Raw genomic sequence first — 24,136 nt, forward strand, 5'->3', positions numbered from 1 at the left:
CGCTGCCCGTGCAGCGGCCATCGTGCGGTCGGTGGGCGCGCTTGAGGCGTGCGCACCGCTCGCCCGAATCGACCGGATTCGATTCGATTGGAGTTGGAGCATGTCGTTGCCTATTTCACCTGCCGGCCGGTTCGGCCGCGGGGCGGCGCTTGCGCTCATGGCCGGGTTCGCCGGCCTGGCGGGCGCCGAGCCTTTGTCATTCCTGCGCGCGCTGGACCTGGCCGTTGGCGAAACACCGGCGCTGCGCGCCGATGCGGCGCAGCTGGACGCCGCCCGCCACGCAGTGTTGCCGGCCGGGCAGTTGCCCGATCCGAAGCTTGCCCTGGGTCTGGACAACCTGCCGATAAATGGTCCTGACCGGTACCGGGTCAGCGACGATTTCATGACCATGCGCCGGGTCGGGTTGAGGCAGGAGTTCCCCAACCGGGCCAAGCGCCAGGCGCGCGTGGCGGTGGCCGAGGGCGAGGTGGCAGTTGCCGCAGCGCAGACCGCGATCACCCGCCAGCAGGTGCAGCAGGAAACGGCCCTGGCGTGGATCGCCCGTCATACGGTGGAGCAGCAACTCACGCGAATCGACGCCCTGCGCGCGGAAAACCGGCTGTTCGATGCCGCCGTGCGGGCACGCCTTTCCGGTGGCGGTGGCGCGGCGGCGGACAGCGTGGCGCCACGCCAGGAAGCGGCCGCGATCGACAACCTCCAGGATCGACTCGAGGCCCGCCGCGCGCAGGCCATCGCCCAGCTCGCGCGCTGGATTGGTGATGCGGCGCGTGAGTCCCTTGCGGGCACCGTGCCCGACTGGCCGATCGACCGGGACGCCCTGCTGCATCGCCTGCATGCGCATCCGGATGTGGCCTTGCTGGGCGCTCGTGAGACCGTGGTCCAGGCGGCCATCGCACAGGCACAGGCGGCCAAAAAGTCCGACTGGGCGCTGGCCCTGGCCTATCAGCAGCGTGGCCCGCAGTTCAGTGACATGGCAATGGTGGAGGTCAGTTTCGACCTGCCGCTGTTCACGGCGCGCCGTCAGGATCCGACCATCGCCGCCCGCCGCGCGCAGCGCGATGCGCTCGATGCCCAGCGCGAGGCCACGCTGCGCGAACACGCCGCGGAGCTGGATGCTGATCTGGCCGAGTACCGTCGGCTGGACAAGGCGCTCGCGCGCCAGAACCGGGTGTTGCTGCCCCTGGCGGCGGAAAAGATTGCGTTGGCCAGCGCTGCCTGGCGCGGTGGGCGGGGCAGCCTCGCCGACCTTGTCGCCGCCCGCCGCGAGCGCATCGCCGCAGAACTTGAGGTCATAGCCCTGGAAGGCAAGCGCCAACAGGTGGCCGCACGGCTGCATTACGCCTACACCGACACCGTGCCCGGGGAGCTGCCATGAAATCGCCACGAACCGTTTTGCTGGTGCTCGCGGTGGCGGTCGCCGGCGTCACCGGCGGTGTGCTGGCGGGCCGCTGGTCGGCGTCGCGCACGGCCGAGCCCGCGGTCGTTGCCGTCCCGGCAGGCAGTGCGGCAGGCACGGAACGCAAGGTGCTGTACTGGTACGACCCCATGTACCCGCAGCAGCGTTTCGATCAACCGGGCAAGTCGCCCTTCATGGACATGCAGCTGGTGCCGCGCTACGCCGACGAGGCGACCGACCAGTCCGACAAGCAAGCCGGCGTGAAGATCGATCCGGCCATCGTTCAGAACCTGGGCATGCGGCTGGCCATGGTGCAGCGCGTGCCTGTGAGTACGCGCGTCGAGGCCAGTGGCATCGTCGGTTTGAACGAGCGCGCGGTGGCGGTGCTGCAAAGCCGCGCCACAGGCTTCGTCGAGCGCGTGTGGCCACTGGCGCCGGGCGATGTGGTCGCGGCCGGGCAGCCGCTGGCCCGGCTGCGGGTGCCCGAATGGACGGCGGCGCAGCACGAATTCATCGCCGTGCGCGGCGCGGATGATGCCGCCCTGGCGGCGGCGGCGCGCGAGCGGCTGCTGTCGCTTGGCATGACGCTGACCGAAGTTCGCGCACTGGAGCGAGGTGGTGTCGTACAGGCGCGCCATACGGTGCGGGCGCCCATCGGCGGGGTGCTGGACACGCTGGACGTGCGCGCCGGCATGACCGTGACCGGTGGCCAGACGCTGGCGCGCATCAACGGGCTCGATCCGGTGTGGCTGGAAGTGGCGGTGCCGGAGGCGCAGGCGGGGCAGGTGACGGTCGGCGCCCGCGCGGAGGCCCAGCTCGCCGCCGCGCAGGGACAGACGGTTGTCGGGCGGGTGACCGCGCTGCTGCCGACCCTGAACGACGCCACGCGCAGCCTGCGGGTGCGGGTCGAGCTGCCCAACGCGGATGGCAGGCTGCGGCCCGGCCAGTCGGCGCAGGTGCAGCTGGTCGGCGACGGCGCGGACACGGCGCTCGCGGTGCCGACCGAGGCGGTGATCCGCACTGGTCGGCGGGCGCTGGTGATGGTAGCGAGCGACGGCGGACGTTACCGGCCGCAGGAAGTCACCCTTGGCCCGGAGCTGGGCGACAAAACGGTGATCCGCGCCGGCCTGGACGAGGGCCAGCAAGTCGTTGCCAGCGGCCAGTTCCTGGTCGATTCGGAAGCCAGCCTGCTCGGCATCGGCGTTGGCCCGGCTGCGGACCGGCCAGTGGCTGCGCCACACAGCGGGCATGTTCAGGGGGATGGGGCGGGGGCCGCGCCGTGATCGCCCGCGTCATCCGCTGGTCCGTGGCCAACCGCTTTCTGGTTTTGCTGGCGACGCTGCTGGTCACCGCCTGGGGCATCTGGGCCCTGCGCAGCACGCCCATCGACGCCCTGCCGGACCTGTCCGACGTGCAGGTCATCGTGCGCACCGCGTATCCCGGCCAGGCGCCGCGGGTGGTGGAGGATCAGGTCACCTATCCGCTGACCACCACCCTGCTGTCGGTGCCGGGGGCGAAGACGGTGCGCGGTTTCTCGTTCTTTGGCGACAGCTACGTCTACGTGCTGTTCGAGGACGGCACTGATCTTTACTGGGCGCGCTCGCGGGTGCTGGAGTACCTGAGCCAGGTGCAGTCGCGCCTGCCGCCGGGTGCCCGACCGGCGCTGGGGCCGGATGCCACCGGCGTCGGCTGGATTTACCAGTACGCGCTGGTCGACAAAAGTGGCCGGCACGACCTGTCGCAACTGCGCGCCCTGCAGGACTGGTTCCTGCGCTTCGAGCTGAAAACCCTGCCCAACGTGGCCGAGGTGGCGAGCATAGGCGGTATGGTCAGGCAGTACCAGATCGTGCCCGATCCGGTGAAGCTGGCGGCGCTGGGCATCACTCACCAGGCGCTGCGCGCCGCCATCGAGGGCGCCAACCAGGAGACCGGCGGCGCCGTGCTGACGCTGGGCGAGGCTGAATTCATGGTGCGCGCCAGCGGCTACCTGAAGACGCTGGAGGATTTTCGCGCCATCCCGCTGCAGCTCGTCGGCGGCGTGCCGGTCACCCTGGGCGACGTGGCGCAGGTTCAGCTCGGCCCGGAAATGCGCCGCGGCGTGGCGGAACTCGACGGCGAGGGCGAAGTCGTCGGCGGCGTGGTGATTCTGCGTTCCGGCAAGGACGTGCGCAGCACGCTGACCGCCGTACACAAAAAGATCGATGAACTGCGCACCGGCCTGCCGCCGGGCATCCAGATCGTCACCACCTACGACCGCAGCGGTCTGATCGATCGCGCGGTGGACAACCTCAGCCGCAAGCTGGTGGAGGAATTCATCGTCGTCGCGCTGGTGTGCGGCGTGTTCCTGTGGCATCTGCGCTCGGCCGGCGTGGCCATCGTGGCGCTGCCGCTGGGCGTGCTGATCGCCTTCGGCGTCATGCGCCAGCAGGGCCTGAGCGCCAACATCATGTCCCTGGGCGGCATCGCGATTGCCATCGGCGCCATGGTCGATGCCGCCATCGTGATGATCGAGAACGCGCACAAGAAGATCGAGGCCTGGCAGCACGCGCATCCGCGGCAGACACTGGCTGGCGAGGCGCGCTGGCAGGTGATGACCGAGGCCGCTGCCGAGGTCGGCCCGGCGCTGTTTTTCTCGCTGCTGATCATCACCGTGTCGTTTCTGCCGGTGTTCCTGCTGCAGGCGCAGGAGGGCCGGCTGTTCGGGCCGCTGGCCTTCACTAAAACCTTCGCCATGGCCGCCGCGGCCGGGCTGTCGGTAACGCTGGTGCCGGTGCTGATGGGCTACTGGATTCGCGGCCGGCTGCCGGACGAGACCCGCAATCCCCTGAACCGTGTGCTGATCAGGCTCTATCGGCCGCTGCTCGAAGCCGTTCTGGCCTGGCCGAAGCTCACGCTGGCGGTGGCCGGTTTGATCTTTCTGACCACGCTGTGGCCGCTGGCCCGTCTGGGCGGCGAATTCCTGCCGCCGCTGGACGAGGGCGACCTGCTGTACATGCCAAGCGCCCTGCCGGGGCTGTCGGCGCAGAAGGCGAGTGAGCTTTTGCAGCAGACCGACCGCCTGATCAAAACCGTGCCGGAGGTGGCGCGCGTTTTCGGCAAGGCCGGCCGCGCCGATACCGCCACCGACCCGGCGCCGCTGGAGATGTTCGAGACCACCGTACAGTTCAAGCCGCGCGATCAGTGGCGGCCCGGCATGACGCCGGAAACATTGCAGGCCGAGCTGGACCGCGTGGTGCGGGTGCCGGGCCTGGCCAATATCTGGATCCCGCCCATCCGCAACCGTCTGGACATGCTGGCCACCGGCATCAAGAGCCCGATCGGGGTCAAGATCGCCGGCAACGACCTGGCCGCCATCGACCGGGTGGCGCAGCAGGTCGAGCGCGTCGCCAAGACGGTGCCGGGCGTGAGCTCTGCGCTGGCCGAGCGCCTCACCGGCGGGCGCTATGTGGATATCGACATCGACCGTGCCGCCGCTGCCCGCTACGGCCTGAACATCGCCGATGTGCAGTCGGTGGTGGCCGGCCTGATCGGCGGCGAGACCATCGGCGAGGTCGTCGACGGCCGCGCGCGCTACCCGATCAACCTGCGCTACCCGCGCGCGTGGCGGGGCACCGTGCAGGGCCTGCAAGAACTGCCCTTCGTCACGCCGGCCGGCAGCCAGATCACCCTGGGCATGGTCGCCCGCATCGACATCGGCGATGGGCCGGCCATGCTCAGGAGCGAGAACGCGCGTCCCGGCGGCTGGGTCTACATCGATGCCCATGGCCGCGACCTGGCCGCGGTGGTCGGCGATCTGCGGCGCGCCATCGGGCGGCAGGTGCGGCTCGAACCGGGCATGAGCCTGGCCTATTCGGGGCAGTTCGAGTTCCTGGAACGCGCCAACGCCCGCCTCAGGCTGCTGGTGCCGGCGACATTGCTGGTCATCTTCGTGCTGCTGTACCTGAGCTTTGGCCGTTTCGGCGAGGCGCTGCTGATCATGGCCACGCTGCCGTTCGCACTCACCGGTGGCGTGTGGTTTCTGTACCTGCTCGGCTACAACCTGTCGGTGGCCACCGGCGTCGGCTTCATCGCGCTGGCCGGGGTCGCGGCCGAGTTTGGCGTGATCATGCTGCTTTACTTGAAAAACGCCTGGGGCGAGCGCCTGCAGCGGGGCCAATCGAGCGAAGCGGACCTGTGTGATGCCATCCGCGAGGGCGCCGTGCTGCGCGTGCGGCCCAAGGCCATGACTGTGGCGGTGATCGTCGCCGGCCTGCTGCCCATCTTTTGGGGCGAGGGCGCCGGCAGCGAGATCATGCGCCGCATCGCCGCGCCCATGGTGGGCGGCATGCTGACGGCGCCGCTGCTGTCCCTGTTCGTGATCCCGGCCGCCTACCGGCTGCTGCGGCGCCGTGATCGCGGCGCTTCGACGTCACCTGGGTTGTTCGCCGTGGAGGAATCGCCATGACCGTGAACGAACTGGCCCGCACCGCCGGCGTGCCGGCGGCCAAGGTGCGCTACTACGCCCGGCGCGGACTGCTGCCGGCCCGCCGCGATGCGGGCAACGGCTACCGCTGTTTCGGTTGGCCGGCGCTGGTGCGGCTGCGCTTCATCGTCGCCGCCCGGGCGCTGGGCTTTACGCTGCGCGACATCGCCCGCTTGCTGCACGAGGCCGACGCCGGCCGTTCGCCTTGTCCGGGCGTGCGCGAGCTGCTCGACCGGCGGCTGGCCGACATCGCTGCGCAGCGCCGCGCGCTGGCACGCAAGCAGGCCCGACTGAAGGCACTTCGGGCGCGCTGGCAGGCCGCACCGGACGGCCAGCCGGACCCGCAGCGGCTGTGCCCGCTGCTCGACAGCGTTCCGGTCGATGTTCTGAACGGGGTCGGCGACGCCTGAACGCCGCATCACGCACTGTCATGGGGGACACGACATGAGGGTATTTTCGAAGCTTGGTGCGCGGCCGCTGGGCCGAACGCTCGGCGTGCTGGCCATCGGCGCCGCGTTGATGCTGGTGGCCGGCTGGCTGCCCGGTGGGGCCAAGGCGACGCCACCGGCAGTGACGGTCTACAAGACCGCCAGCTGCGGCTGCTGCGGCGCCTGGGTCGCGCACCTGCGGGGGGCGGGTTTCGTGACCCAGGTGCACGACGTGGCGGACCTGCAGGCGGTCAAGACGCGCCTGGGCGTGCCGCAGTCGCTGGGCTCCTGCCACACGGCCACAGTCGGCGGCTATGTCATCGAAGGCCACGTGCCGGCGACCGACATCGCCCGTCTGCTCGAGCAGCGGCCGGCGGCAAAGGGGCTGGCGGTGCCGGGCATGCCGCTGGGCTCGCCCGGCATGGAGCATGGCGATCGGCAGGAACCCTACCGGGTGCTGCTGTGGGGCACGGGTGCGCCGCGGACCTTCGCCGAGTACCCGGCGGCCGGGCGCTGAGGGCGTGCCCGGCGCCTCGGCACCGGCCGCTTGACTTGTGTCCTGGTGCCAGGTCCGAGCATGACTGCATATGCCGCACGGCGTGAGGTGCCCGGCCGCACCGGGCGGAGGTGAATCGTGATCAAGCAGCTTCTGATGGGCGTCGTCCTGGGCCTGCTGCTGATGCTGGCGGGCGGGCTTGCCATGGTCCTGGGCGGGCTGCCGAACGTCGCCGCCGGCTGGCGCGATCCGCCCATCCTGGCCTGGCTGCTGCACACCACCTACGAGCGCTCGGTGGCCCGGCGCGCCGCCGCCATCGCGGTGCCGCCCGCCGATCCGGGCCAGGCGCCCGCCGGCGCGCGCGCCTTCGAGGAGATGTGCGCGATCTGCCACACCCCGCCCGGGCGGGAGCCGACGGTGCAAAGCGCAGGCCTGAACCCGCCGCCGCCGGCGCTCGCCGAGCTCGCCACGCGGCGCACGCCCGAGGAGGCGTTCTGGGTGATCCAAAACGGCGTGCGCATGACCGCCATGCCGGCCTTCGGCCCGACCCACACGGACGCCGAGCTGTGGCAGCTCGTGACCTTTCTGTGGCGGGCCCGGGGGCTCGACGGCGCCGGCTACGACGCGCTGCTTGCACGCGCCCGCCGCCTGCCTGCCGGCGACGGCCACGCCCACCGCCACGGCCCGGACGGCGCTGATCCGCCCGACCAGGCGCCCGCCGCCGCACCGGCGCCCAGCGGTCACGACCACCACCAAGGAGACGACGCCCATGCGCACTGACCGTACCCGCCGGCGCGTGCTCGCTGGCTTGGCCGCTGGCGGCACGCTCGCGGGTCTCGACTTGCTGGCGCCGGCGTGGGCGCGGCCGATCGGCGGGGCGGTCGGCGCCCGTCAGCCCGGTCCGTCGGAGTACGACATCCGCATCGCGCGCACGCGCATCCCGATCGCGGGGCGCGAGGCCTACGCCCACACCCTGAACGGCACCGTGCCGGGGCCACTCATCGAGCTGCACGAGGGCCACGAGGCGCGGCTGCGGGTGCACAACACGCTCGACGAGCCCACCTCCATTCACTGGCACGGCCTCCTGCTGCCGTTCGAGATGGACGGCGTGCCGGGCGTGACCTTTCCCGGCATCGCGCCGGGGCAGAGCTTCGAGGCGCGCTTTCCGGTGCGTCAGGCCGGCACCTACTGGTACCACAGCCACTCCGGCTTTCAGGAACAGACCGGCGTGTACGGCCCGCTGGTGATCCACCCCGCCGGCGGCTACGCCGAGCCCTTCGAGCGCGACTACGTGGTGATTCTGTCGGACTGGACCTTCGAGGACCCGTGGGCCGTGATGAAGAAGCTCAAGAAGCAGAGCGACTACTACAACTTCCAGCAGGTGACCTTGCCCGAGGTGATCGCCGGCGGCGCGGCGGGCTGGCGCGACTGGCTTGCCTGGGGCGCGATGCGCATGAGCCCGGCGGATATCGCCGACATCACCGGCTACACGTACACCTACCTGCTGAACGGCCTGCACCCGGACGGCAACTGGACCGGCCTGTTCCGCCCGGGCGAGCGCGTGCGGCTGCGCTTCATCAACGCCTCGGCGATGACGTACTTCAACGTGCGCATCCCCGGGTTGCCGATGACGGTGGTGCAGGCCGACGGGCAGGACGTCGAGCCGGTGGAGACGGATGAGTTCCAGATCGCCGTGGCCGAGACCTACGACGTGCTCGTCACCCCCGGCGAGGACCGTGCCTACACCGTGTTCGCCGAGGCCATGGACCGCAGCGGCTACGCGCGCGGCACGCTCGCCCCGCGGCCGGGCATGGCAGCGGCGGTGCCGGCGCTGCGCAAACCGGTGCGCCGCACGATGGTGGACATGGGCATGGACCATGGCGCCGGCGGCCACGCAGGCCACGGCGGTGGCGGGTCGGCCGCGGCCGCCATGCCCGGCATGGACCACGCGGCGATGGGTCACGCCATGCCGCCCCCAGCGCCGGCCGGTGCGAGCGCAGCCGACCACGCCGCCATGGGCCACGGCCCGCCGGCCGGCGGCGCGGCCCAAGCCGGCCACGGCGGTTACGAGCCGGCCGCGCCGCCCCGCGGCGTGCTGGGCGGCAGCGACCACGCGCCGCATGGCGCGCACGCCGCGCCCATCGACCTCACGCCCGGACGCGTGCGCAGCGCGCGCACCGGCCGCGAGCGCGCCGCGCCGGGGCCGGTGGCCGGCCAGCACGACGCCGACACGCACGGCGCCGGCAACCAGGCGGTGGCGATGGTGCAGCGCGACCGCACCGCCGAGGCCGGCACCGGGCTCGGCGAGGCAGAGCATCGCGTGCTGGTCTACGCCGACCTGCGCGGCCGCCGCCAGGGGGCCGATCCGCGACCGCCTGAGCGCACGCTCGAGCTGCACCTCACCGGCCACATGGAGCGCTTCATGTGGTCCTTCGACGGCAAGAAGTTCTCGGAGGTGAAGGCGCCGATCGAGGTGCGCTACGGCGAACGCCTGCGCATCGTGCTGGTCAACGACACCATGATGGAACACCCTATCCACCTGCACGGCATGTTCGTCGAGCTCGACAACGGCCAGGGCGAGTTCCGCCCGCGCAAGCACACCTTGAACGTGCGCCCGGCCGAGCGCATGACACTGCTGCTCACCGCCGACGAGCCGGGCCGCTGGGCCTGGCACTGCCATCTGCTCTACCACATGCACATGGGTATGTTCCGCGTCATGGAGGTGGTGTCATGAAGCCCATTATCGGAGGCATCGGCGCGGCGCTGCTGGGCCTGGTCGGCGCGGCGGTTCACGGGGCGGAACCCGGCGCCGGCGCACCGGCGGATTTCCCGCACGTGCACGAAGACGATCATCCCTTCGGGCTGGCCCTGATCGACCGCCTCGAATACCGCGACGACGAGGGGCCGAACCACCTGCTGTGGGACGCGCAGGGCTGGTACGGCGGCGACTACAACCGCCTATGGCTGAAAACCGAAGGCGAAAGCCCGGTCTCGGACAGCAACGGCGAGTTCGAAGCGCAGGCGCTGTACGGCCGCCTGGTGGCGCCGTACTGGGACCTGCAGGCCGGCCTGCGCTACGACCGCACCTTCGGCAGCGGGCCGGACCGCGACCGCGCCTTCGGCGTGCTGGCCGTGCAGGGCCTGGCGCCGTACCGCTTCGAGACCGATCTGGCCCTGTTCGTGAGTGAGGCCGGCGACCTGAGCGCGCGCGCCCAGTTCGAGTACGACCTGCTGCTCACGCAGCGCCTGGTCCTGCAGCCGCGGGTCGAGGTCAATGCCGCCGCGCAGCAGGTGAAAAGCTGGGGTGTCGGCAGCGGCCTGAACGACCTGCAACTGGGCCTGCGCCTGCGCTACGAAATCCGCCGCGAATTCGCGCCCTACGTGGGCGTCGAGTGGGTCAGGAAGCTCGGCGACACCGCCGACTTCGCCCGCGCGGAAGGGGAGGACACCGGCAACCTCGGTCTGGTGGCCGGGTTGCGGCTGTGGTTTTGATGGCGCTACAAGAGCGATGCGTTACGTTGCGCGTAACCAATCTGTCCCATCCCATTGGGCTTGTAAAGACGGCAACCGTAAGTGTTAGGAATTTTTACACCCTCGCAGAGGAAGCCAACGAAAGTCACAGGAACAAAATTAACGTAATAATTCAAAATGACTTAGTTATTTATGAGGTTTATGGCGCGCTTCTTGCATGTTCGTGAATCAAGCACGAAGTGCTTGATTCACGGGCCCATTGCGGGCATGTACTGCGCCGCCGCAAGCTGAAAAATGTCCCGGACGGGTTTTGCAGGGCGGTTTCAAGTCCCGAGTGCAACACGGGGTTAATGGACTGAGGTTGAGGCGGGGTGAGCATTGGCCAGGGCGTGGGCGAAGACCTGCAGCGGCGTTTGCCAGTTGTGAGTGGCCCGGGGCCGGGTGTTGAGGCTATCGGCGATGGCGTCCAAGGCGTCCTGGGTGTACCCGGACAGGTCGGTGCCCTTGGGCAGGTACTGGCGAATCAGGCCGTTGGTGTTCTCGCAGGTGCCGCGCTGCCAGGGACTGTGGGGGTCGCAGAAGTAGACCTTGACGCCGGTCTGGGTGGTCAGGTCGCCATGACGGGCCATCTCCTTGCCCTGATCGTAGGTCAGGGTCTGGCGCAGGGGCGCGGCGATGGACTGGAGCTTGGCGGTGAAGGCCCTCAACGCCGAGGCGGCGGTCGCATCGTCCATCCTGGCCAGCAGCACCAGCCGGCTGGTGCGCTCGACCAGCACGCCCACGGCGGAGGCGTTGCCGGCGCCCTTGATCAGGTCGCCCTCCCAGTGGCCGGGCATCAGCCGGTCGTGGACCTCGGGCGGGCGCAGGTGGATGCTGATCCGGCCTGGGAGTTGGCCGCGCCGGTCGGTGCCGCCCGTGCGTGGCCGGCGGGTGCTGCGGCCCTGGCGCAGGCAGGCGATCAACTGGCGGCGCAGCTCCCCGCGCGGCTGGGCGTAGATCGCCGTGTAGATGGTTTCGTGCGACACGTGGCGTTGCGGCTCGTCGGGGTAGACGCGTTTGAGGGGAGCTTACGTCTGCTGCGGCGACCATTTCCAGTCCAGCAGGGTGCGTAGCACACCCCAGGACACGCTGTGGATACCAAGCTTGCGAGGCGGCCGGGCGGCGGCCCGCCGGGCACCCGCCAGGCCATGGGCGGTCTGGCTGGCGTAGCCCCCACCCGGCGAGCGATTGCGGGCCCGTTCGCGGCTGATCGTCGAGGGCGAGCGATCCAACGTGCGGGCAATGGCCCGCACACTGGCCCTCGGGCAGGCCCGGGCGGCGTGGTCAGGGTGTTGCCGGCCAGCGCCGTGTCCGGCCAGTCGAACAGGCGGGCGTGGACGTAGCGGGCCGGAAAGCGCAAGGGATGCTCTGCACCGCCTCGCTGATGCGCGACAATACGCTGCATTGAATTTCAGCATGGACGACAGCCGATGATGAAGCAACGCAGTCTTGCCGAGAGTGGGTGTGAGCGCCGGCCGAAGGCGACGAAGCGACAGCGCTTTCTGGCGGAAATGGACGCGGTGATGCCCTGGTCTCGCTTGATTGCGCTGGTCGATCCGGTGCAGCCGAAGGCGGGATCGCGCGGGGGCCGGACATCGTTTCCGGCGGAAACGATGCTGCGGATTCACTTCATGCAGCAGTGGTTTGCCTTGTCCGATCCGGGCATGGAAGAAGCGCTGCACGATATTCCGACGCTGCGCGCGTTTGCACGGCTGGACGCCGGCACTGACCTGATTCCGGATGAGAGTTCGATCCTGCGCTTTCGGCATCGGCTGGAGCAGCAGGGTCTGGCAGAGCGTCTGCTGACCGAGGTCAACGCGCTGCTGGTCGAACGGGGTCTGCTGCTGCGCCAGGGCACGATTGTCGATGCCACGCTGATCAGCGCGCCCTGCTCGACGAAGAACCAGGATCGCGAACGCGATCCGGAAATGCACCAGACGAAGAAAGGCAATCAGTGGTTCTTCGGCATGAAGGCGCATATCGGTGTTGATGCCGAGTCGGGACTGACGCATACCGTTGTAACGACCCCCGCCAACGTCAACGACGTGACGCAGGCGCACGCCTGCCTGCATGGCGAAGAAACGGATGTCGTTGGCGACGCCGGTTATCAGGGTGTGGCCAAGCGCCCCGAGAACCGCGACCGGGCAGTGACCTGGCACGTCGCCATGAAGCCGGGCCAGCGCAAGGCGCTGCCGGACACGACGTGGGGCCGGTTGCTCGAACAGATCGAGCATGCCAAGGCCAGCATCCGCGCCAAAGTCGAGCACCCGTTCCGCATCATCAAGCGGCAGTTTGGATTTCTGAAGACGCGCTATCGTGGCCTGAAGAAGAACACCGCGCAGCTCGTCACGCTGTTTGCGCTGGCGAACCTGTTTCAGGCGCGACATCGATTGATGCCGGCAGGAGCGGTGCGCCCATGTGCCGCAGAATGAGCGCAGAATGGTGGAAAACCGCTATTGAAGACGCTTCAGAACCCTGAACGCATCCTCAACGACGGCGGCTTTCCCGAATCGCTGCTCGTGCACATCCGCCGATTCTAGAATCGGCATCAGTGCAGAGCATCCCAAGGTGAACCAGAAACCGCGCCCTACGGGGGAGTCCCGCCTGAAGCCGCTTGATTACCTGGTGCCGGGAATTTCCATGCACGTTTTAAGAACGGCACAGAATCCCAATCGCCTGTGACGGGCCATCGAAACGATGTGCAGAGAAACCAGCACGGGATTTTATTCCTGATGCAGAATCCAATCTATCCGCAACCCGATTCGACTGGCGTCGCCAGCCGCAGTCCGCCCTTCAAGTCGCGGTCGATGCCGGAGGGCAAGCCCCAACCTGCCGCTCCGTGAGGTGAGGAGCCCCTGGAACCGAGGCACATGAGCATGGCCACCAACAAGCACGACGGGCGCTGGAGCCACCGGCTGGGCCGGGGGGTTGGCCGTGCCTGGCGTGGACACCTGCGCCGCGAACAGCGTGTCGCCGGCTGGCTGGTGACGCGCGGAGTGCCCGCGGGCGCGGCGACGGCGGTGCTCTGGATCGTCAAGCTGGCCGTGCTTGGCATGCTGCTCTACGCCGTATCCTGGCTCGTCCTGCTGCTGGCCTTTGCAATGACTGCTGCATGGCTCGTGCAGCACGACGATCTTGATCGAGAGGCGCCGCAACCCGAGTGGAGGGAAGGCCCCAACGGCTTCGGGCTTTATGACAAGAGCGACTGGCGCATTGACCCCCATGTGATCGACGACGACTGAAGGGCGGTCACTTCTTCGATACGGCGCTCATTGCGATGCCAGCGCCACGTCCCCCAGCGTCTTTGGCGTCCGAGGTGGCAGTGGACAACCCCTGCACGATATTTCCCGTGCGCACGCCTGCCCAGGCCAATGCCATGACCCAGAACGTCGGCAGCACGATGAACATCATCGCCATGACGAAGTTGAGCAGCATGTCGCCAAAGGCGTTGTTCAAGCCAATCAGCGGATCGAAGTTCGTGTGCGGCCTGTCCGCGCCAAACCCCCAGCCGTAGAGCGCGTCCAGGATCGTGCTGTCGATCCAGCGCGCGAGCTGGAACCAGAAGTCCACGAAGAACAGCGCGAACTGGACGCAGCTCACGGTCACCATCGTCTTCAGGTCGTAGGTGCCAATCAGCAGCACCAGCGGGATGCAGATGACGAGCGCCATCTTGAGCATCGTCAGCACCATCGGCAGCGCCTGGCGCACCACATCCATCGCGGGAAAGAAGGCCAGCGAGCCCACGGTCAGCCCCAGGTCGGCCGCGCCGCGCGTGACGATGTTCGGCAGCGTCTTGTCGATCTGGCCGCCGTAGTCGGTGTAGACGGCGCCCTGGTTCATCTTCTGCTGCCGCGGTGAGACGACCGCGCGGATCACCGAGTCATTGACCTCGCTCTGCGACAGGAAGCCCGCCCAGCGCCCGATGCGGGTCAGCAGGTCCGGGTCGACCTGTGCCAGCAGCCGGCCGCGCAGCCCTTGGTCGCCATCGGCCCACCACTGCCGGCAGGACGGATAGCCGCCGCCGCTGTCCACCTGTGCCAGCCCCGCATCGCGGGTCGCGTCGTAGGGCCAGGCCGTGCGTGGGGTCTTGGAGCGATAGGTGTCGTAGAAGCCGGCCGTGTCGAGGAAGTAGCTCGACCCGATCCAGGTGACGTCGTTCATCTGTTCGTCGGAGAGCGTCGGCCGGTTCATGAACAGCTTGGCGCGCGACGGCCCATAGCAGTCGTGCGTGAAGTCGGCGACCTCCTGTGCCAGCACCGGATCGTCGATGCGCGTGGCATCGACTTCCATGCGAATCTGACGCAGGTCGGTGCCGCAGGGAATCGCCGCCACCGCCGCGCCCGTGACCGCCTTCGAGATGGCGTGCATGAAGAACCACCACACCGGCACCAGCGCGCTCTGGTCGTTGAGGGTGGTGTAGACGTTGGCCCAGCCCGTGTCGCTGGGCAGCGGGACGCTGACCTGGCATTGCGCGGAGCGCGTGGTGTCGAACCTGATCGTGGCCAGATCCACCGGGATGAACGGGATGCCGGCGAACAGGATGACCACGATCGCTACCCACACCCGGTTCTCGATGCGCATCGATGACAGCACGCCCTTGTTGCCCTCGTCCGCGCCTTCGCTGCGGGCCTTGAGCCATTCCTGGATGACGATGGCCACGAACGGCAGCGCGAACACGCCGCTGGCCACGAGGATGCTCCAGATGCCGTTGTTGACCACCCAGGCCACCAGGGTCAGGTAATACTCCAGGTAGTCCGTGGTGTAGAGCGTCATGCCTGCCTCGCGGTCTCAGCCGTGCCGCAGCAGTTGGCTGGCTTCCAGCGCGACCACGGCGATCACGGCCGCGATCTGCATGCGCAGCAGGCGCTGACGCGCCTCGCGGGACGGCTCCCGCCGCAGCAGGCGCCGGCGCATCCACCACCAGCCGTAGGCCGTCGCTCCGTAGAGGCACAGCCGCCACAGGAAGAAATGGCCGGCGTGCGCCTGCAGCCAGTGCTGCCAGCCCTCGACGCCGCCGACCACGTCGATGCCGGCGATGTTCACCACCGCCGCGGCGGCGACCACCAGCACGGTCCACAGCAGCGCCACGCCGACGCGGCGGTTGAACAGCCATGGCAGCCGCAGCCAGGCCAGGCGGCTCATGGCGTACCGCGCCGCGGCTTCTGGACCTCCCGCAGACGGTCGCGCGTGGTGTCGCCCTCGAAGATGCCGCGCGAGCCGGCAGCGCGGGTGCCGTGGCGCTGGATGATCGCCATCGCCGAGTTGCCGGCCAGCGTGCGCCGCAGCTCCAGCTCGGTCTTGAGGTTGTCGATCTCCTGCTCCAGCGCGCTGTTCTCCTGGTCGACCGCCTGCACGGCCAGCTCGTTGGCGGCGACGTTGGGCTCCTTCTTGCCGGTCAGCAGCGTGCGTTGCAGCAGCAGGGCCTTCTCCAGCACGCTGGACAGCGCCGCCTCGGACGCCAGGCGCTTGCCCAGCAGGTCCTGGTCGGGTTCGTCGCGCAGGGCCTCGATCACGCCGCGGGTGATCGGCAGCGAGCGGCTGCCGGCCGCGTCGAGATCGGCCGGCGTCGTCGGCCGGGCGCCCGTCACGAGCTCCTGCAGCGCCTGCAGCCTGGTCTCGTATTCTTCCTGGATCAGGGGCGTCAGCCCGACGCCGGGCGTGGTCCGGGTCTTCATGCAGTTCTCGCAGGTGCGTTGCTCGCGTTCGCCCAGCACGCGGGTCGCAAAGGCCGCGGCCGCGCCAGGCGACGACCAGGCCTGGCAGGTCAGGCGGTTGCCGCAGGCGCTGCGCGCGATCGACGAGGTATCGGTGACGCTGCGCCCGTTGAGCAGGTTGTAGCCCGCGCGCGTCACATCGCCGACCACCTTGATCGAACTCTGACCGGAGCCGCCCGCGTTGCCGCCGCCCACCCAGGGCACGCCGTTGTTCCCCTTGTTGGACTCGGCCTGCTCGATGGCGGAGACGGCATCGGTGCTGCCGACTGCGTCCCGCAGCGCCATCCCCTCGGCGAGCTGGTCCCAGCCGGCCTGGCCGCCGGCCATGTCCGCCATCCGATTGGCGATGGCCCGGCAGGTCATCTTCGAGCGGTCGAAGTCCAGGCGCGCCTGCAGGATGCCGTTGGTCAGCAGGTTGTACAGGCCCGGGTCGGCGCGCTGGATGATCAGGGCCGGCAGCGAGGCCACGGCGCTGGTGGCGCTCTGTATCACGCTGCTCATGATCGTCTGGAAGCCGTTGGTGATGCCGTTGAGCTGGTTCTGCAGCGTCGTGGTGATGCTCATGTCGCCGCAGATCAGGTTGCTGTTCCAGCCGATGCCCACGCCGATGCTGTGCATGTTGCCGGCACCCCCCATCGACACGGCCCGGCCGCCGCCGATGCTGTAGAGCACGTCGTCGCCGATCACGCTGCCGCTGACGTTCACGCCATTGGGGTCGATGCGCGTCTGCGCCCAGGCGGCGCCGACGGCCGGCGTGACGGCCGCCACGAGCAGCGTGGCCCGCAGGCACGGCTTCGCGCGGCGCAGGAAGTCAGTGAGGAAGGCCTTCATCGTCGGTTCCTCACATGAAATCGACGCTGCCGAGGAAGACCTGGCCACGGCGCCGGCAGCAGGAGTACGGCCGCCACAAGGCCCAGGCGTAGCCGCCCTGCTGGGCCTGCACGCGGGTGCGGCCGTGCGGGAAGACCACGCAACTGTTCGAGAGCGTGGGCGTCAGCTCCTGCCACTTGCCCGTCGATGCGTCGGTCTCCATCAGCGCGCCGGCCGGCCAGTAGCCGTCGCGGGCGTTGGCCAGCAGGGGCTGGTACACGTGAATCTGGTTGCGGCGCGTCACGATGTCGCCCGCGCGCTGCGCGACCACGGCGCCGCTCTTGTGGTCGTCGGTCTGGTGCAGGAAGCCACCGCGGGGATACACGTTGCCCCAGAGGTTCAGGCCGGTGCGCGTACCGATTTCGCGCCGGCCGGGGATGAGCGCTTCGGGGTAGAACGCCTCCGGAATGTTGTAGCGCCAGCCGATCGTGTCGAGCGTGCTCAGCAGATACGGCATGAAGGCCGTGCCAGCGCCTTCGCAGGTGTAGCCGGCGGCGCTGGCGAACCGGCTGAACACCATCCCGGCCGGATGGCCGATGACATCGGCGTTCTTGAACCTGGCGAGGTTGTTCTCGTTGTCGTGATTGGTCGTGCCGTCACCGCCCGCCTTGGCGGTCGCGTTCGGCATGCTCATTGCCCTGACTTCCAGCCACGGGTTCTCGCCGGTGTTCGAGTAGCTCGACACCACCGCATCGGGGACGTAGTGGCGCACCTTGACGGAGGTGCGAACCGAGCAGCCGAAGGGCGTGCAGTACAGCCAGTGGCAGATGCCGACCACGCGGTATTCAAGGCAGTCGGGGGACAGCGCCGACGACACGATGGTGGCGGTGTCCAGGGCGAACGTCGACGTGGCCGCGCCGAGCAGCAGCGAGGCGGCGGTGGCGCGCAGGCGCCGGGATGCCCGTAGGAGGTTCACGGCTGCCTGGTCCGGTAGGCGTCGATGCGCGCGGCGGCGCGGTGCACGTCGGGCTCGCCGTAGACCACGTAGCGTCGATCGACCACCACGGCGGGAATCTTGGCGATGCCCAGCCCCCAGGCGTCTGCGACACCCTGATAGGCATGGCCGATGCGGCGCTGCAGGGCCTCGCCGCCGTCATGCAACCGCTGCTGCACTACGGCTGCGGCCTGTTGCGGGTCGGCCGGCAGGTGTGCGGCGAGTTCGACCTCAATGCGCGCGGCTTGGTCCAGCTCGATGACCCGCACGCCGGCCGGGGCCTGCACCGGATGACGGCTGTCGGTGACGACGAGCACGTCGGCTGCTGCAGTCTGGGTGAACATGAACAGCACTGCCCACAGTCCGGGCGCAATGCGGATGGTCGGCAGCCGGGGCGAAGCCTTGAAGACGGGGACCGGCATATCGGGCGTCCTTGGAGTCGATCAAAGTCACAGTCGACTTCAAGTGCCGATCTGGCGCGACAAAGAAACCGCATCCGGCCCTTGCCGGTTTCATGCCCTATGCCGTTGTGGGCGTTGTGTTTGCCTCCTGCCGGAGGCGGAGATCAGGTGCGGGACGCTGGGGTGCCAGCGAACCCAAGAAACGCATGATGTAAGCGAATCGGCATCGACGGCTTGGAGCGTGCATGTAGGCTCTGCCAAGTCCCGTCACTGATGTCGCTCGGGGCGAGGCGATCTACCGAGCGCGAAACTCTTCTCAGGTAAGCGTTGACGCCATCCGCGGATTCCGAAGGCGAGCCGGAGAGAACATAGCCCACCATGAAGCCGATTGCGTGGTTCTCTCCGTACTTCTCCCGGACGAATCGATCCATGCCTTCGACCACGTACTCGCGGCACAGGTGGGTGTCCGACCCGGCAATGCGCTTGCATTCGATGACTGCATGCGGGTCATGCTCCTGCGTGCGGAGGAAGACTTCGATCAACATCAGAGGAATATCGGTGCGCCCGTCCGGCAACACCACGCTTGCTTTGGATCGCGACTCAGTTCCCGGCAGCACGATCAGCTTCCATGGGGAGTTTCTTAGCACTCCACGCATTCCATCGCGCAGGCGCTCCGTCATGAGCACCTCGCCAGCGTTGGCATTCACGTCCTCGGCTGCGCATGCTCGCTGCCAACCTGCGGCCAGTGTCAGCAGAATGACCGCCACGACCTCGGGCTGAATTTCAATGAACTCTCTGCCCAATGCAGGAGGTGTCTCATAGGGGATCCTCAAACATTTCCCCCTGAAAAGCTCTCCGCGACCACTGCATCGGCATCTTCCAGTGCCGCTATGCCCATCCAGTAGCGCCGCGCTGATGGCTTGATAATCACGACTTCGTTGCGTCCGTGTACACGCAATTCCCGCTCTGCACTGAGCGCGGTCGCGATCTTGACTTTCAGGCGCCTGCCGATACGTACTAGTACGTCGCCCAATTCGCCTTGTGGCGCCACGACGCTCACACTCGCATTGCCCGGTCCCTCTTCCAAGACAAAGCGCACGACACGCAAGGCCGAACTGCTTGGCAAGTCAAGCACTTCGGCGCGCATGTGCCGCTTATTGCGAACGGAAAGCCAACCCTCGATAACGGACAGGAACGTCCTGGCATACGCTGCAATGTCGGTACGGCTATCCGAGGGTTCCACTGACGACTCGCGGCCGGTTTCCCATTGCCACCCGGCGCGTAGAAGCCCGTCTCGAATGACAACTCGGTTGGCATCGTTCAGTTCGTACAGATCGAAGACAGCTTCGTCTAGATCAGCCCATCCTCTCGCGCCGGCGCCGTGGGCACGCAAGTTCTTCTCAATCTGCAGCAGGCGCTGGCCAGCCTCAGATTTCACTGCGCTCACGAAGTCAGGCACAGGCAGGAAGCTGAGGTCGCGAGCCAGCAGCTTCCTCTTGTAGATTCCAAACTCTGAAGCGGTCAGATAGAAGAACCATGTCGCAAAAGCAGAACTCAACACGGTAGCAAGCAAATGTGCCGTCCGCGTGTGCTCTCTCGGAAGGGACACTGCGAAGTATGAGTTCGTGAAAACGAGATCCCGCTCGGAGACGGCCGCCAAGACGCGCGGACTCCCCAGAAGCATTTCCTTCACGATGAGAAGCGGGGCTTGATATATCTCCCGTGATCTTGGCCATTGTGCCTTCGATTGGCTGAAGGTCGGCAGAGCATCGGGAATGTTGAAGTGCTGCATGTCTTTGACTTGCAGTACCTCCAGCCCTCTTAGCGGGCGAGCATCGCGCGTCTGGTTTTCTGAGGCCCCTCGAATCAATCCAACCTGGAAGGTAGTGTCGAGTAGTGAGAGTTGCTCGCCCAGACTTCTGTGGTCCAACGTCAACTCATCCAACAATAGAAGGTCACGGCGTCGGCCAATGGCTGCTGCCTTAAGCTTCAACGGCTGTTCTTGGATTTCGCCGAGCGTCAAAGTGATGACGTCACTCGGCGCCACCTCGAACGAATGAGTCCTTGCACCGCTGGGCGTCCACGGGATCTGAACGACCGTGACCTGATCCGTTCGCTGCGTCGGCCGATGACGGGCAAAGAGAACCACTGCAGGCATGGCTGCAGTCGCGAAGAGCCAACTGCACAAATTGGACAGATTGACCAAGGTGATCGGAGCCAGGGCTCGCATCACATGCTGAGCTGCTGCCATGCCGGTGCCGCTGCGGCTGAAGAACGGCATCGCGCTAAGAATGATGCCGAAGCGAGTCTTCTCATGTGAGAACTCGGCCGCACGCAACACGAAATCCAGGCCTTCACCACGCGGTTGCGCGGGTACGCCCGCAACCCTGGTCTTGCGCCGCGCTTCGGTTCCTGTCTGCCCTTTAAAGCTCCAAGGGGGATTGCCTACGATCAGGTCGAACTGCTTCAGTCCCGCCGGCGTCGCCAGCACGGCCTTGCCATTTCCGTCACGTTCGACCGTACGAGCGTCACCGACGAGCAATGTCCTGCCGATCAATGGCTGGAACTTCAGGGACTGCGGTGGCTGCGGGTCAGGGTCCAGCTCAAGCGCAGCCAGGTATAGGCTGAACGCAGCGACGCGAATCGCGGCTTCGCTGATGTCCACGCCATAGACTTGCCCATAGAGTGTCGAGCGTATCACCTCCCTCGTGGGCGGCTGACCTTGCGATCGAAGATGAACCAAGCGCCGCAACGCTTCGACCAGGAAGACACCAGAGCCGCACGTCAAATCCAGCACCGACTCCCGTCCAGATAGGCCATCCATGACCTCATCAAGGATCAGCGAGACGACGGACAGCCGCGTGTAATGCACGCCGTTTCGCAACGCTTCTGTGCGCTTTCCGTTTGTCCGCGGCTCAGCGTGCGCGAACTGCTCATAGATCGAGCTGATAAGTTCGACCGGAATTACGTCGAACTGGTAGGGGAAGAAGCTGAGCTGCCCGCTTTCAGGATCGGCAGCCTCCAGGAACTCCGCAACCCGCGTCAAGTGGTGTGCGGCTGGTGTCGTTTTCACCGACGAAGGCGGAAACATATCGCCGTTGAAGGTCTGGGCCAGCCATGTGAACAGCTTGCTGGTCGCTGGCCGGTCGCGCAGTATCGCCGGCAACGCCGTGTGGCCGCATACCCGCTTCAACCGCGTCGCACTGACGATCTCGCGGTCAATCAGGTACTGCGTGAAGATCACGCGCCCGATCAAGGCCTGCGCCGCGTCGCGCGCGAGATTGCCTGCGACCAAATCGCGTTCGAGACATCCAAGGTCGGACAGAAGCTTCTGATCGACGCTGGTCTTGCGATCGATGGCCGGCACCTGGACCCAGAACTGGCCCGTCTCGATCGCCAGCCGGCCGGCGAACTCGTCCAGTTCATGAAGCGAAGCTTCGATGTTCTCGAAACGCCGAAGCAAATGTTTCTGGGCATCGCCTTCTTTCATGGGCGTGCCGAAACCGTTGTACAGGTCGATACGCTGCGGCGAGATCACCCACAGCAACGGCGCGAACCCCTCGTTCCAGACCTCTCGTCGCCACTGGCTGACCAGATCGTCTGCAGGCGCGCTTTGCTCAAACTTGAAGTAGACGGTCAACGACGACGCGCTGCGCCACAATGCGTCCGGAACAAAAACGCGGCCGTGGCGCGAGGACTGCGCCTCAGCCCCCAATCGAAGGCCTGGCGCGGGTCGCCCGTCCGGCAGGTAGCCGGTTGCTGCGAGCACATGTTCCAGCGTGGCTGTGTTCACGCCCTGCTCCGGATAGCTTCCGGCGGAAACGGCAACGCTGCCTGGTTCGGCGCCGGGATGATCGGCAGCATGTGCTGCTGAAGCCGCGTGATCAACGGATCGAGCGGGATCACGAGAGTCGGTTGCGTCGGCGCCGGCGCAACCCCCTCGGGGCCGATATCGCACAGGGTCGCCGAAGTGGGCGTCACGAACGCCACGGACCCATTCAGCACCAACGCGCTACTGGTGCCCAGCAACCTAAAGAGCGTGTCCACGCCGACGCTGACGGTGGCGATGTGCACGCCCAATGAGCTGACCAGCTCATTGGTAACGGCCAAGCCAAGGAGATCGGCGAAGGTGAACCGGGCAGCCTTCCCGGTCTTGGACGCCAAGTAAGGCACGGTCTTGCGCCAATGCCGCACCGTCTCGACGGACACGCCGGTTAGCGTGCGCATCTGATCCTGAGTGTACTGGATGGCGGTGACGGCAGACATTCGCGTTGCTTACAACTAGAAAATGCGTACATTCTGCCACGTAAAGGTGTGCTTCTCAACCGGTAAAGGCCGGCTCAGCCGCCTATCCCGCAAGCTTTCAAGCTTCCGAAGATCGTGACCATCAGAATGCGTCGCGAACGTGGCAACCGGAACGTTCCATGGCAGTTCTAGTGGAGGCAAGAGGAACAGGCGCCCCGGAAGGGACGCCTGCGGTGCGGACTACAACAAGCCGGCTTCGGCGAACGAGTACGGGCGGCCCTTGCCGACGATGAAGTGATCCAGCACCCGGACATCGACGGTGGCCAGGGCGCTCTTCAGCCGCTCGGTGATCGCACGATCAGCGGCCGATGGTTCGGTGGTCCCCGAGGGGTGCTGATGCGCCAGGATCAGCGCCGAAGCGTTGAGCGCCAGCGCACGCTGGACCACCACCCTCGGATACACCGAAGTCTGGTCGACCGTGCCCTTGAACAGCGGCTCAAAGGCGAGCACGTGGTGCTGGTTGTCGAGAAACACGACGGCGAAAATTTCGTTCGGCTCCGCGACCAGTTTCAGGCGCAGGTAATCGCGCACGGCGGCGGGACCGCCCAGCGCCGGACCGGCCCTGAACACGCGATTCTCCAGCAGGGTGATGGCCTGCTGGATGATCCAGTCTTCGTGCTGGGCGGCGATCAGGGTGAGCGACTCCGGGCGGGAATCGGCGATGACTAGAGACATGGCGAACCTCCAAGGGATGAGATCGGAGGGCGCCTGCCCCCGGGAGGGCAAACCCTCCTGGGGACGATGGGAATGGAACAGGCGACGAGCGGGCATCCACCACCGCGGATGCGGTGGCCGTTCGCGTCAGGGATGCGATGCGAACGGGTTTCGATCAGCGCGGACGAGCCGCGCCGCAGCCTTGAAGATCGATGGCTACCTGGGCATGTCACCGGCAACGCCGGCGGGCATGTCTGGGGGATGGGCGGGCTCGGCTGCGGTCGTGCTGCCGGCGGCGAGCAGGTCGATGGCCGACAGCAGGGCATCGCCTTCGACGGGGCCGTGCAGCAGGAGGGTCTTGCCGGACTCGCGGTCGCGCAGTTGCAGGGCCGGCGTGGCCGCGATGCCCTGCCGTGCCGCTTCCACCGCCTGGGCATGGATGACGGCATCGGGGCGCTCGCTGTCGAGACAAGCCTGCATGGCTGGCGTGAGGGCGGGATAGCGCAGGCCCTCCGGCAGGCCCTGGCCGTCGCCACGGGTGTTCGCGTAGAGCCACGCCACGGCCTGCCAGAACGCGGCATGTCCGCCGGCTTCGCCGGCGCACTCGGCCAGGCGTGCCCCGTCGGTCGCGGCCGGCATGTGCATGGGCAGCGGCAGGTGGTGCCACTGCCAGTTCACCTCGGGATGGGCGTCGATCCAGCCCTTGAGCACGGGGAAGTAGGCCCGGCAGTACGGACACTCCAGGTCGGCGTACCCGACCACCGTAAAGCGCGCATCGGCACGGCCATTCAGCCAGGGCGGGCCAGCCGGTTTGGGCGCTTCGGACCCGGCAGCGGCCGGGGACATGGACTCGGTTGCCGGATGCGGCGCGCGCAGCAGCATCCACGAGGCAACCCCAATCGTCGCCACGATCAGCAAACCGATCCTCGGATGACGGCGGGCGAATGAGGGCATGCGCATCGTGTC

General features: G+C 67.5%; 20 protein-coding genes and 1 pseudogene. 10 read left to right on the forward strand and 11 right to left on the reverse strand.

Translation table 11 applies throughout. The features are described from left to right. The first annotated feature begins 157 nt into the window (after nt 1-157). The 8 genes from PG2T_RS06320 (at nt 158) to PG2T_RS06355 (ending at nt 10,274) form a co-directional block, all read left to right on the forward strand. A complete protein-coding gene (locus tag PG2T_RS06320) occupies nt 158-1,375 on the forward strand; it encodes a TolC family protein (RefSeq protein ID WP_202816445.1) in 1,218 nt (405 codons plus the stop codon). Beyond that, nucleotides 1,372-2,679, forward strand: coding sequence for an efflux RND transporter periplasmic adaptor subunit (locus PG2T_RS06325; protein WP_083214807.1), 1,308 nt, complete (start codon nt 1,372-1,374; stop codon nt 2,677-2,679). The genes PG2T_RS06320 and PG2T_RS06325 overlap by 4 nt, the downstream gene beginning before the upstream one ends. Beyond that, entirely contained in the window at nt 2,676-5,840 is a 3,165-nt protein-coding gene (locus PG2T_RS06330; protein WP_068803547.1) for an efflux RND transporter permease subunit, read from the forward strand. The genes PG2T_RS06325 and PG2T_RS06330 overlap by 4 nt, the downstream gene beginning before the upstream one ends. Further along, complete coding sequence (locus PG2T_RS06335) at nt 5,837-6,268, forward strand: MerR family transcriptional regulator (RefSeq protein WP_068803549.1); 432 nt, start codon at nt 5,837-5,839, stop codon at nt 6,266-6,268. Before PG2T_RS06330 ends, PG2T_RS06335 begins: the two co-directional genes overlap by 4 nt. 34 nt (nt 6,269-6,302) lie before the next feature. Next, entirely contained in the window at nt 6,303-6,803 is a 501-nt protein-coding gene (locus PG2T_RS06340; protein ID WP_068803552.1) for a DUF411 domain-containing protein, read from the forward strand. A 117-nt stretch (nt 6,804-6,920) separates the two neighbouring features. After that, a complete protein-coding gene (locus PG2T_RS06345; protein ID WP_068803553.1) occupies nt 6,921-7,562 on the forward strand; it encodes a c-type cytochrome in 642 nt (213 codons plus the stop codon). Further along, on the forward strand, nt 7,552-9,516 hold the full coding sequence (locus tag PG2T_RS06350; protein WP_068803555.1) for a copper resistance system multicopper oxidase: 1,965 nt from the start codon (nt 7,552-7,554) through the stop codon (nt 9,514-9,516). The genes PG2T_RS06345 and PG2T_RS06350 overlap by 11 nt, the downstream gene beginning before the upstream one ends. Further along, nucleotides 9,513-10,274 carry a copper resistance protein B gene (locus PG2T_RS06355; protein ID WP_068803558.1) on the forward strand — a complete coding sequence of 254 codons (762 nt, stop codon included), beginning with the start codon at nt 9,513-9,515 and terminating at the stop codon, nt 10,272-10,274. The genes PG2T_RS06350 and PG2T_RS06355 overlap by 4 nt, the downstream gene beginning before the upstream one ends. Before the next feature lie 326 nt (nt 10,275-10,600). Here PG2T_RS06355 and PG2T_RS06360 read toward each other — a convergent pair. Further along, nucleotides 10,601-11,548, reverse strand: a pseudogene (locus tag PG2T_RS06360) (IS30 family transposase); the annotation flags it as partial. A 177-nt stretch (nt 11,549-11,725) separates the two neighbouring features. Between PG2T_RS06360 and PG2T_RS06365 the strand changes: the two are divergent. Continuing rightward, nucleotides 11,726-12,724 carry an IS5 family transposase gene (locus tag PG2T_RS06365; RefSeq protein WP_068807863.1) on the forward strand — a complete coding sequence of 333 codons (999 nt, stop codon included), beginning with the start codon at nt 11,726-11,728 and terminating at the stop codon, nt 12,722-12,724. Nucleotides 12,725-13,162: 438 nt separating this feature from the next. Beyond that, the gene (locus PG2T_RS06370) at nt 13,163-13,534 is read left to right on the forward strand and encodes a DUF3742 family protein (protein ID WP_068803560.1); all 372 of its coding nucleotides are present in this window, start codon (nt 13,163-13,165) and stop codon (nt 13,532-13,534) included. Nucleotides 13,535-13,541: 7 nt separating this feature from the next. On the opposite strand, the gene PG2T_RS06375 is transcribed toward PG2T_RS06370, so the two are convergent. The 10 genes from PG2T_RS06375 to PG2T_RS06420 form a co-directional block, all read right to left on the reverse strand. After that, a complete protein-coding gene (locus PG2T_RS06375) occupies nt 13,542-15,065 on the reverse strand; it encodes a conjugal transfer protein TraG N-terminal domain-containing protein (RefSeq protein ID WP_068803562.1) in 1,524 nt (507 codons plus the stop codon). A gap of 15 nt (nt 15,066-15,080) precedes the next feature. Continuing rightward, nucleotides 15,081-15,434 carry a hypothetical protein gene (locus tag PG2T_RS06380; protein WP_068803563.1) on the reverse strand — a complete coding sequence of 118 codons (354 nt, stop codon included), beginning with the start codon at nt 15,432-15,434 and terminating at the stop codon, nt 15,081-15,083. Further along, nucleotides 15,431-16,837: an integrating conjugative element protein gene (locus PG2T_RS06385; RefSeq protein WP_068803566.1), complete on the reverse strand. Its 1,407-nt coding sequence runs from the start codon at nt 16,835-16,837 to the stop codon at nt 15,431-15,433. The genes PG2T_RS06380 and PG2T_RS06385 overlap by 4 nt, the downstream gene beginning before the upstream one ends. A gap of 10 nt (nt 16,838-16,847) precedes the next feature. Continuing rightward, nucleotides 16,848-17,792, reverse strand: coding sequence for a TIGR03756 family integrating conjugative element protein (locus PG2T_RS06390; protein WP_068803568.1), 945 nt, complete (start codon nt 17,790-17,792; stop codon nt 16,848-16,850). Continuing rightward, nucleotides 17,789-18,232 (reverse strand): TIGR03757 family integrating conjugative element protein, encoded by a 444-nt coding sequence (locus PG2T_RS06395; protein WP_068803570.1) that lies wholly within the window; start codon nt 18,230-18,232, stop codon nt 17,789-17,791. The genes PG2T_RS06390 and PG2T_RS06395 overlap by 4 nt, the downstream gene beginning before the upstream one ends. A 143-nt stretch (nt 18,233-18,375) precedes the next feature. After that, a complete protein-coding gene (locus PG2T_RS06400) occupies nt 18,376-19,014 on the reverse strand; it encodes a hypothetical protein (protein ID WP_236953305.1) in 639 nt (212 codons plus the stop codon). A gap of 26 nt (nt 19,015-19,040) precedes the next feature. Continuing rightward, entirely contained in the window at nt 19,041-22,004 is a 2,964-nt protein-coding gene (locus tag PG2T_RS06405; protein ID WP_068803572.1) for an HsdM family class I SAM-dependent methyltransferase, read from the reverse strand. Continuing rightward, a complete protein-coding gene (locus PG2T_RS06410; RefSeq protein WP_068803573.1) occupies nt 22,001-22,477 on the reverse strand; it encodes a MerR family transcriptional regulator in 477 nt (158 codons plus the stop codon). Before PG2T_RS06410 ends, PG2T_RS06405 begins: the two co-directional genes overlap by 4 nt. A gap of 219 nt (nt 22,478-22,696) precedes the next feature. After that, complete coding sequence (radC, locus tag PG2T_RS06415; protein ID WP_068803575.1) at nt 22,697-23,191, reverse strand: RadC family protein; 495 nt, start codon at nt 23,189-23,191, stop codon at nt 22,697-22,699. 195 nt (nt 23,192-23,386) lie between these two features. After that, entirely contained in the window at nt 23,387-24,130 is a 744-nt protein-coding gene (locus PG2T_RS06420; RefSeq protein ID WP_068803577.1) for a DsbA family protein, read from the reverse strand. Between the last annotated feature and the right edge of the window lie 6 nt (nt 24,131-24,136).

The organism is Immundisolibacter cernigliae (genome assembly GCF_001697225.1).
GTDB classification, from domain to species: Bacteria; Pseudomonadota; Gammaproteobacteria; order Immundisolibacterales; family Immundisolibacteraceae; genus Immundisolibacter; species Immundisolibacter cernigliae.

Coding starts and splice junctions, on each gene's coding strand:
- PG2T_RS06320 (WP_202816445.1), top strand. CDS start 158: ATGGCCGGGTTCGCCGGCCTGGCGGGCGCCGAGCCTTTGTCATTCCTG.
- PG2T_RS06325 (WP_083214807.1), top strand. CDS start 1,372: ATGAAATCGCCACGAACCGTTTTGCTGGTGCTCGCGGTGGCGGTCGCC.
- PG2T_RS06335 (WP_068803549.1), top strand. CDS start 5,837: ATGACCGTGAACGAACTGGCCCGCACCGCCGGCGTGCCGGCGGCCAAG.
- PG2T_RS06340 (WP_068803552.1), top strand. CDS start 6,303: ATGAGGGTATTTTCGAAGCTTGGTGCGCGGCCGCTGGGCCGAACGCTC.
- PG2T_RS06350 (WP_068803555.1), top strand. CDS start 7,552: ATGCGCACTGACCGTACCCGCCGGCGCGTGCTCGCTGGCTTGGCCGCT.
- PG2T_RS06355 (WP_068803558.1), top strand. CDS start 9,513: ATGAAGCCCATTATCGGAGGCATCGGCGCGGCGCTGCTGGGCCTGGTC.
- PG2T_RS06365 (WP_068807863.1), top strand. CDS start 11,726: ATGAAGCAACGCAGTCTTGCCGAGAGTGGGTGTGAGCGCCGGCCGAAG.
- PG2T_RS06370 (WP_068803560.1), top strand. CDS start 13,163: ATGAGCATGGCCACCAACAAGCACGACGGGCGCTGGAGCCACCGGCTG.
- PG2T_RS06375 (WP_068803562.1), bottom strand. CDS start 15,065: ATGACGCTCTACACCACGGACTACCTGGAGTATTACCTGACCCTGGTG.
- PG2T_RS06380 (WP_068803563.1), bottom strand. CDS start 15,434: ATGAGCCGCCTGGCCTGGCTGCGGCTGCCATGGCTGTTCAACCGCCGC.
- PG2T_RS06385 (WP_068803566.1), bottom strand. CDS start 16,837: ATGAAGGCCTTCCTCACTGACTTCCTGCGCCGCGCGAAGCCGTGCCTG.
- PG2T_RS06395 (WP_068803570.1), bottom strand. CDS start 18,232: ATGCCGGTCCCCGTCTTCAAGGCTTCGCCCCGGCTGCCGACCATCCGC.
- PG2T_RS06410 (WP_068803573.1), bottom strand. CDS start 22,477: ATGTCTGCCGTCACCGCCATCCAGTACACTCAGGATCAGATGCGCACG.
- radC (WP_068803575.1), bottom strand. CDS start 23,191: ATGTCTCTAGTCATCGCCGATTCCCGCCCGGAGTCGCTCACCCTGATC.
- PG2T_RS06420 (WP_068803577.1), bottom strand. CDS start 24,130: ATGCGCATGCCCTCATTCGCCCGCCGTCATCCGAGGATCGGTTTGCTG.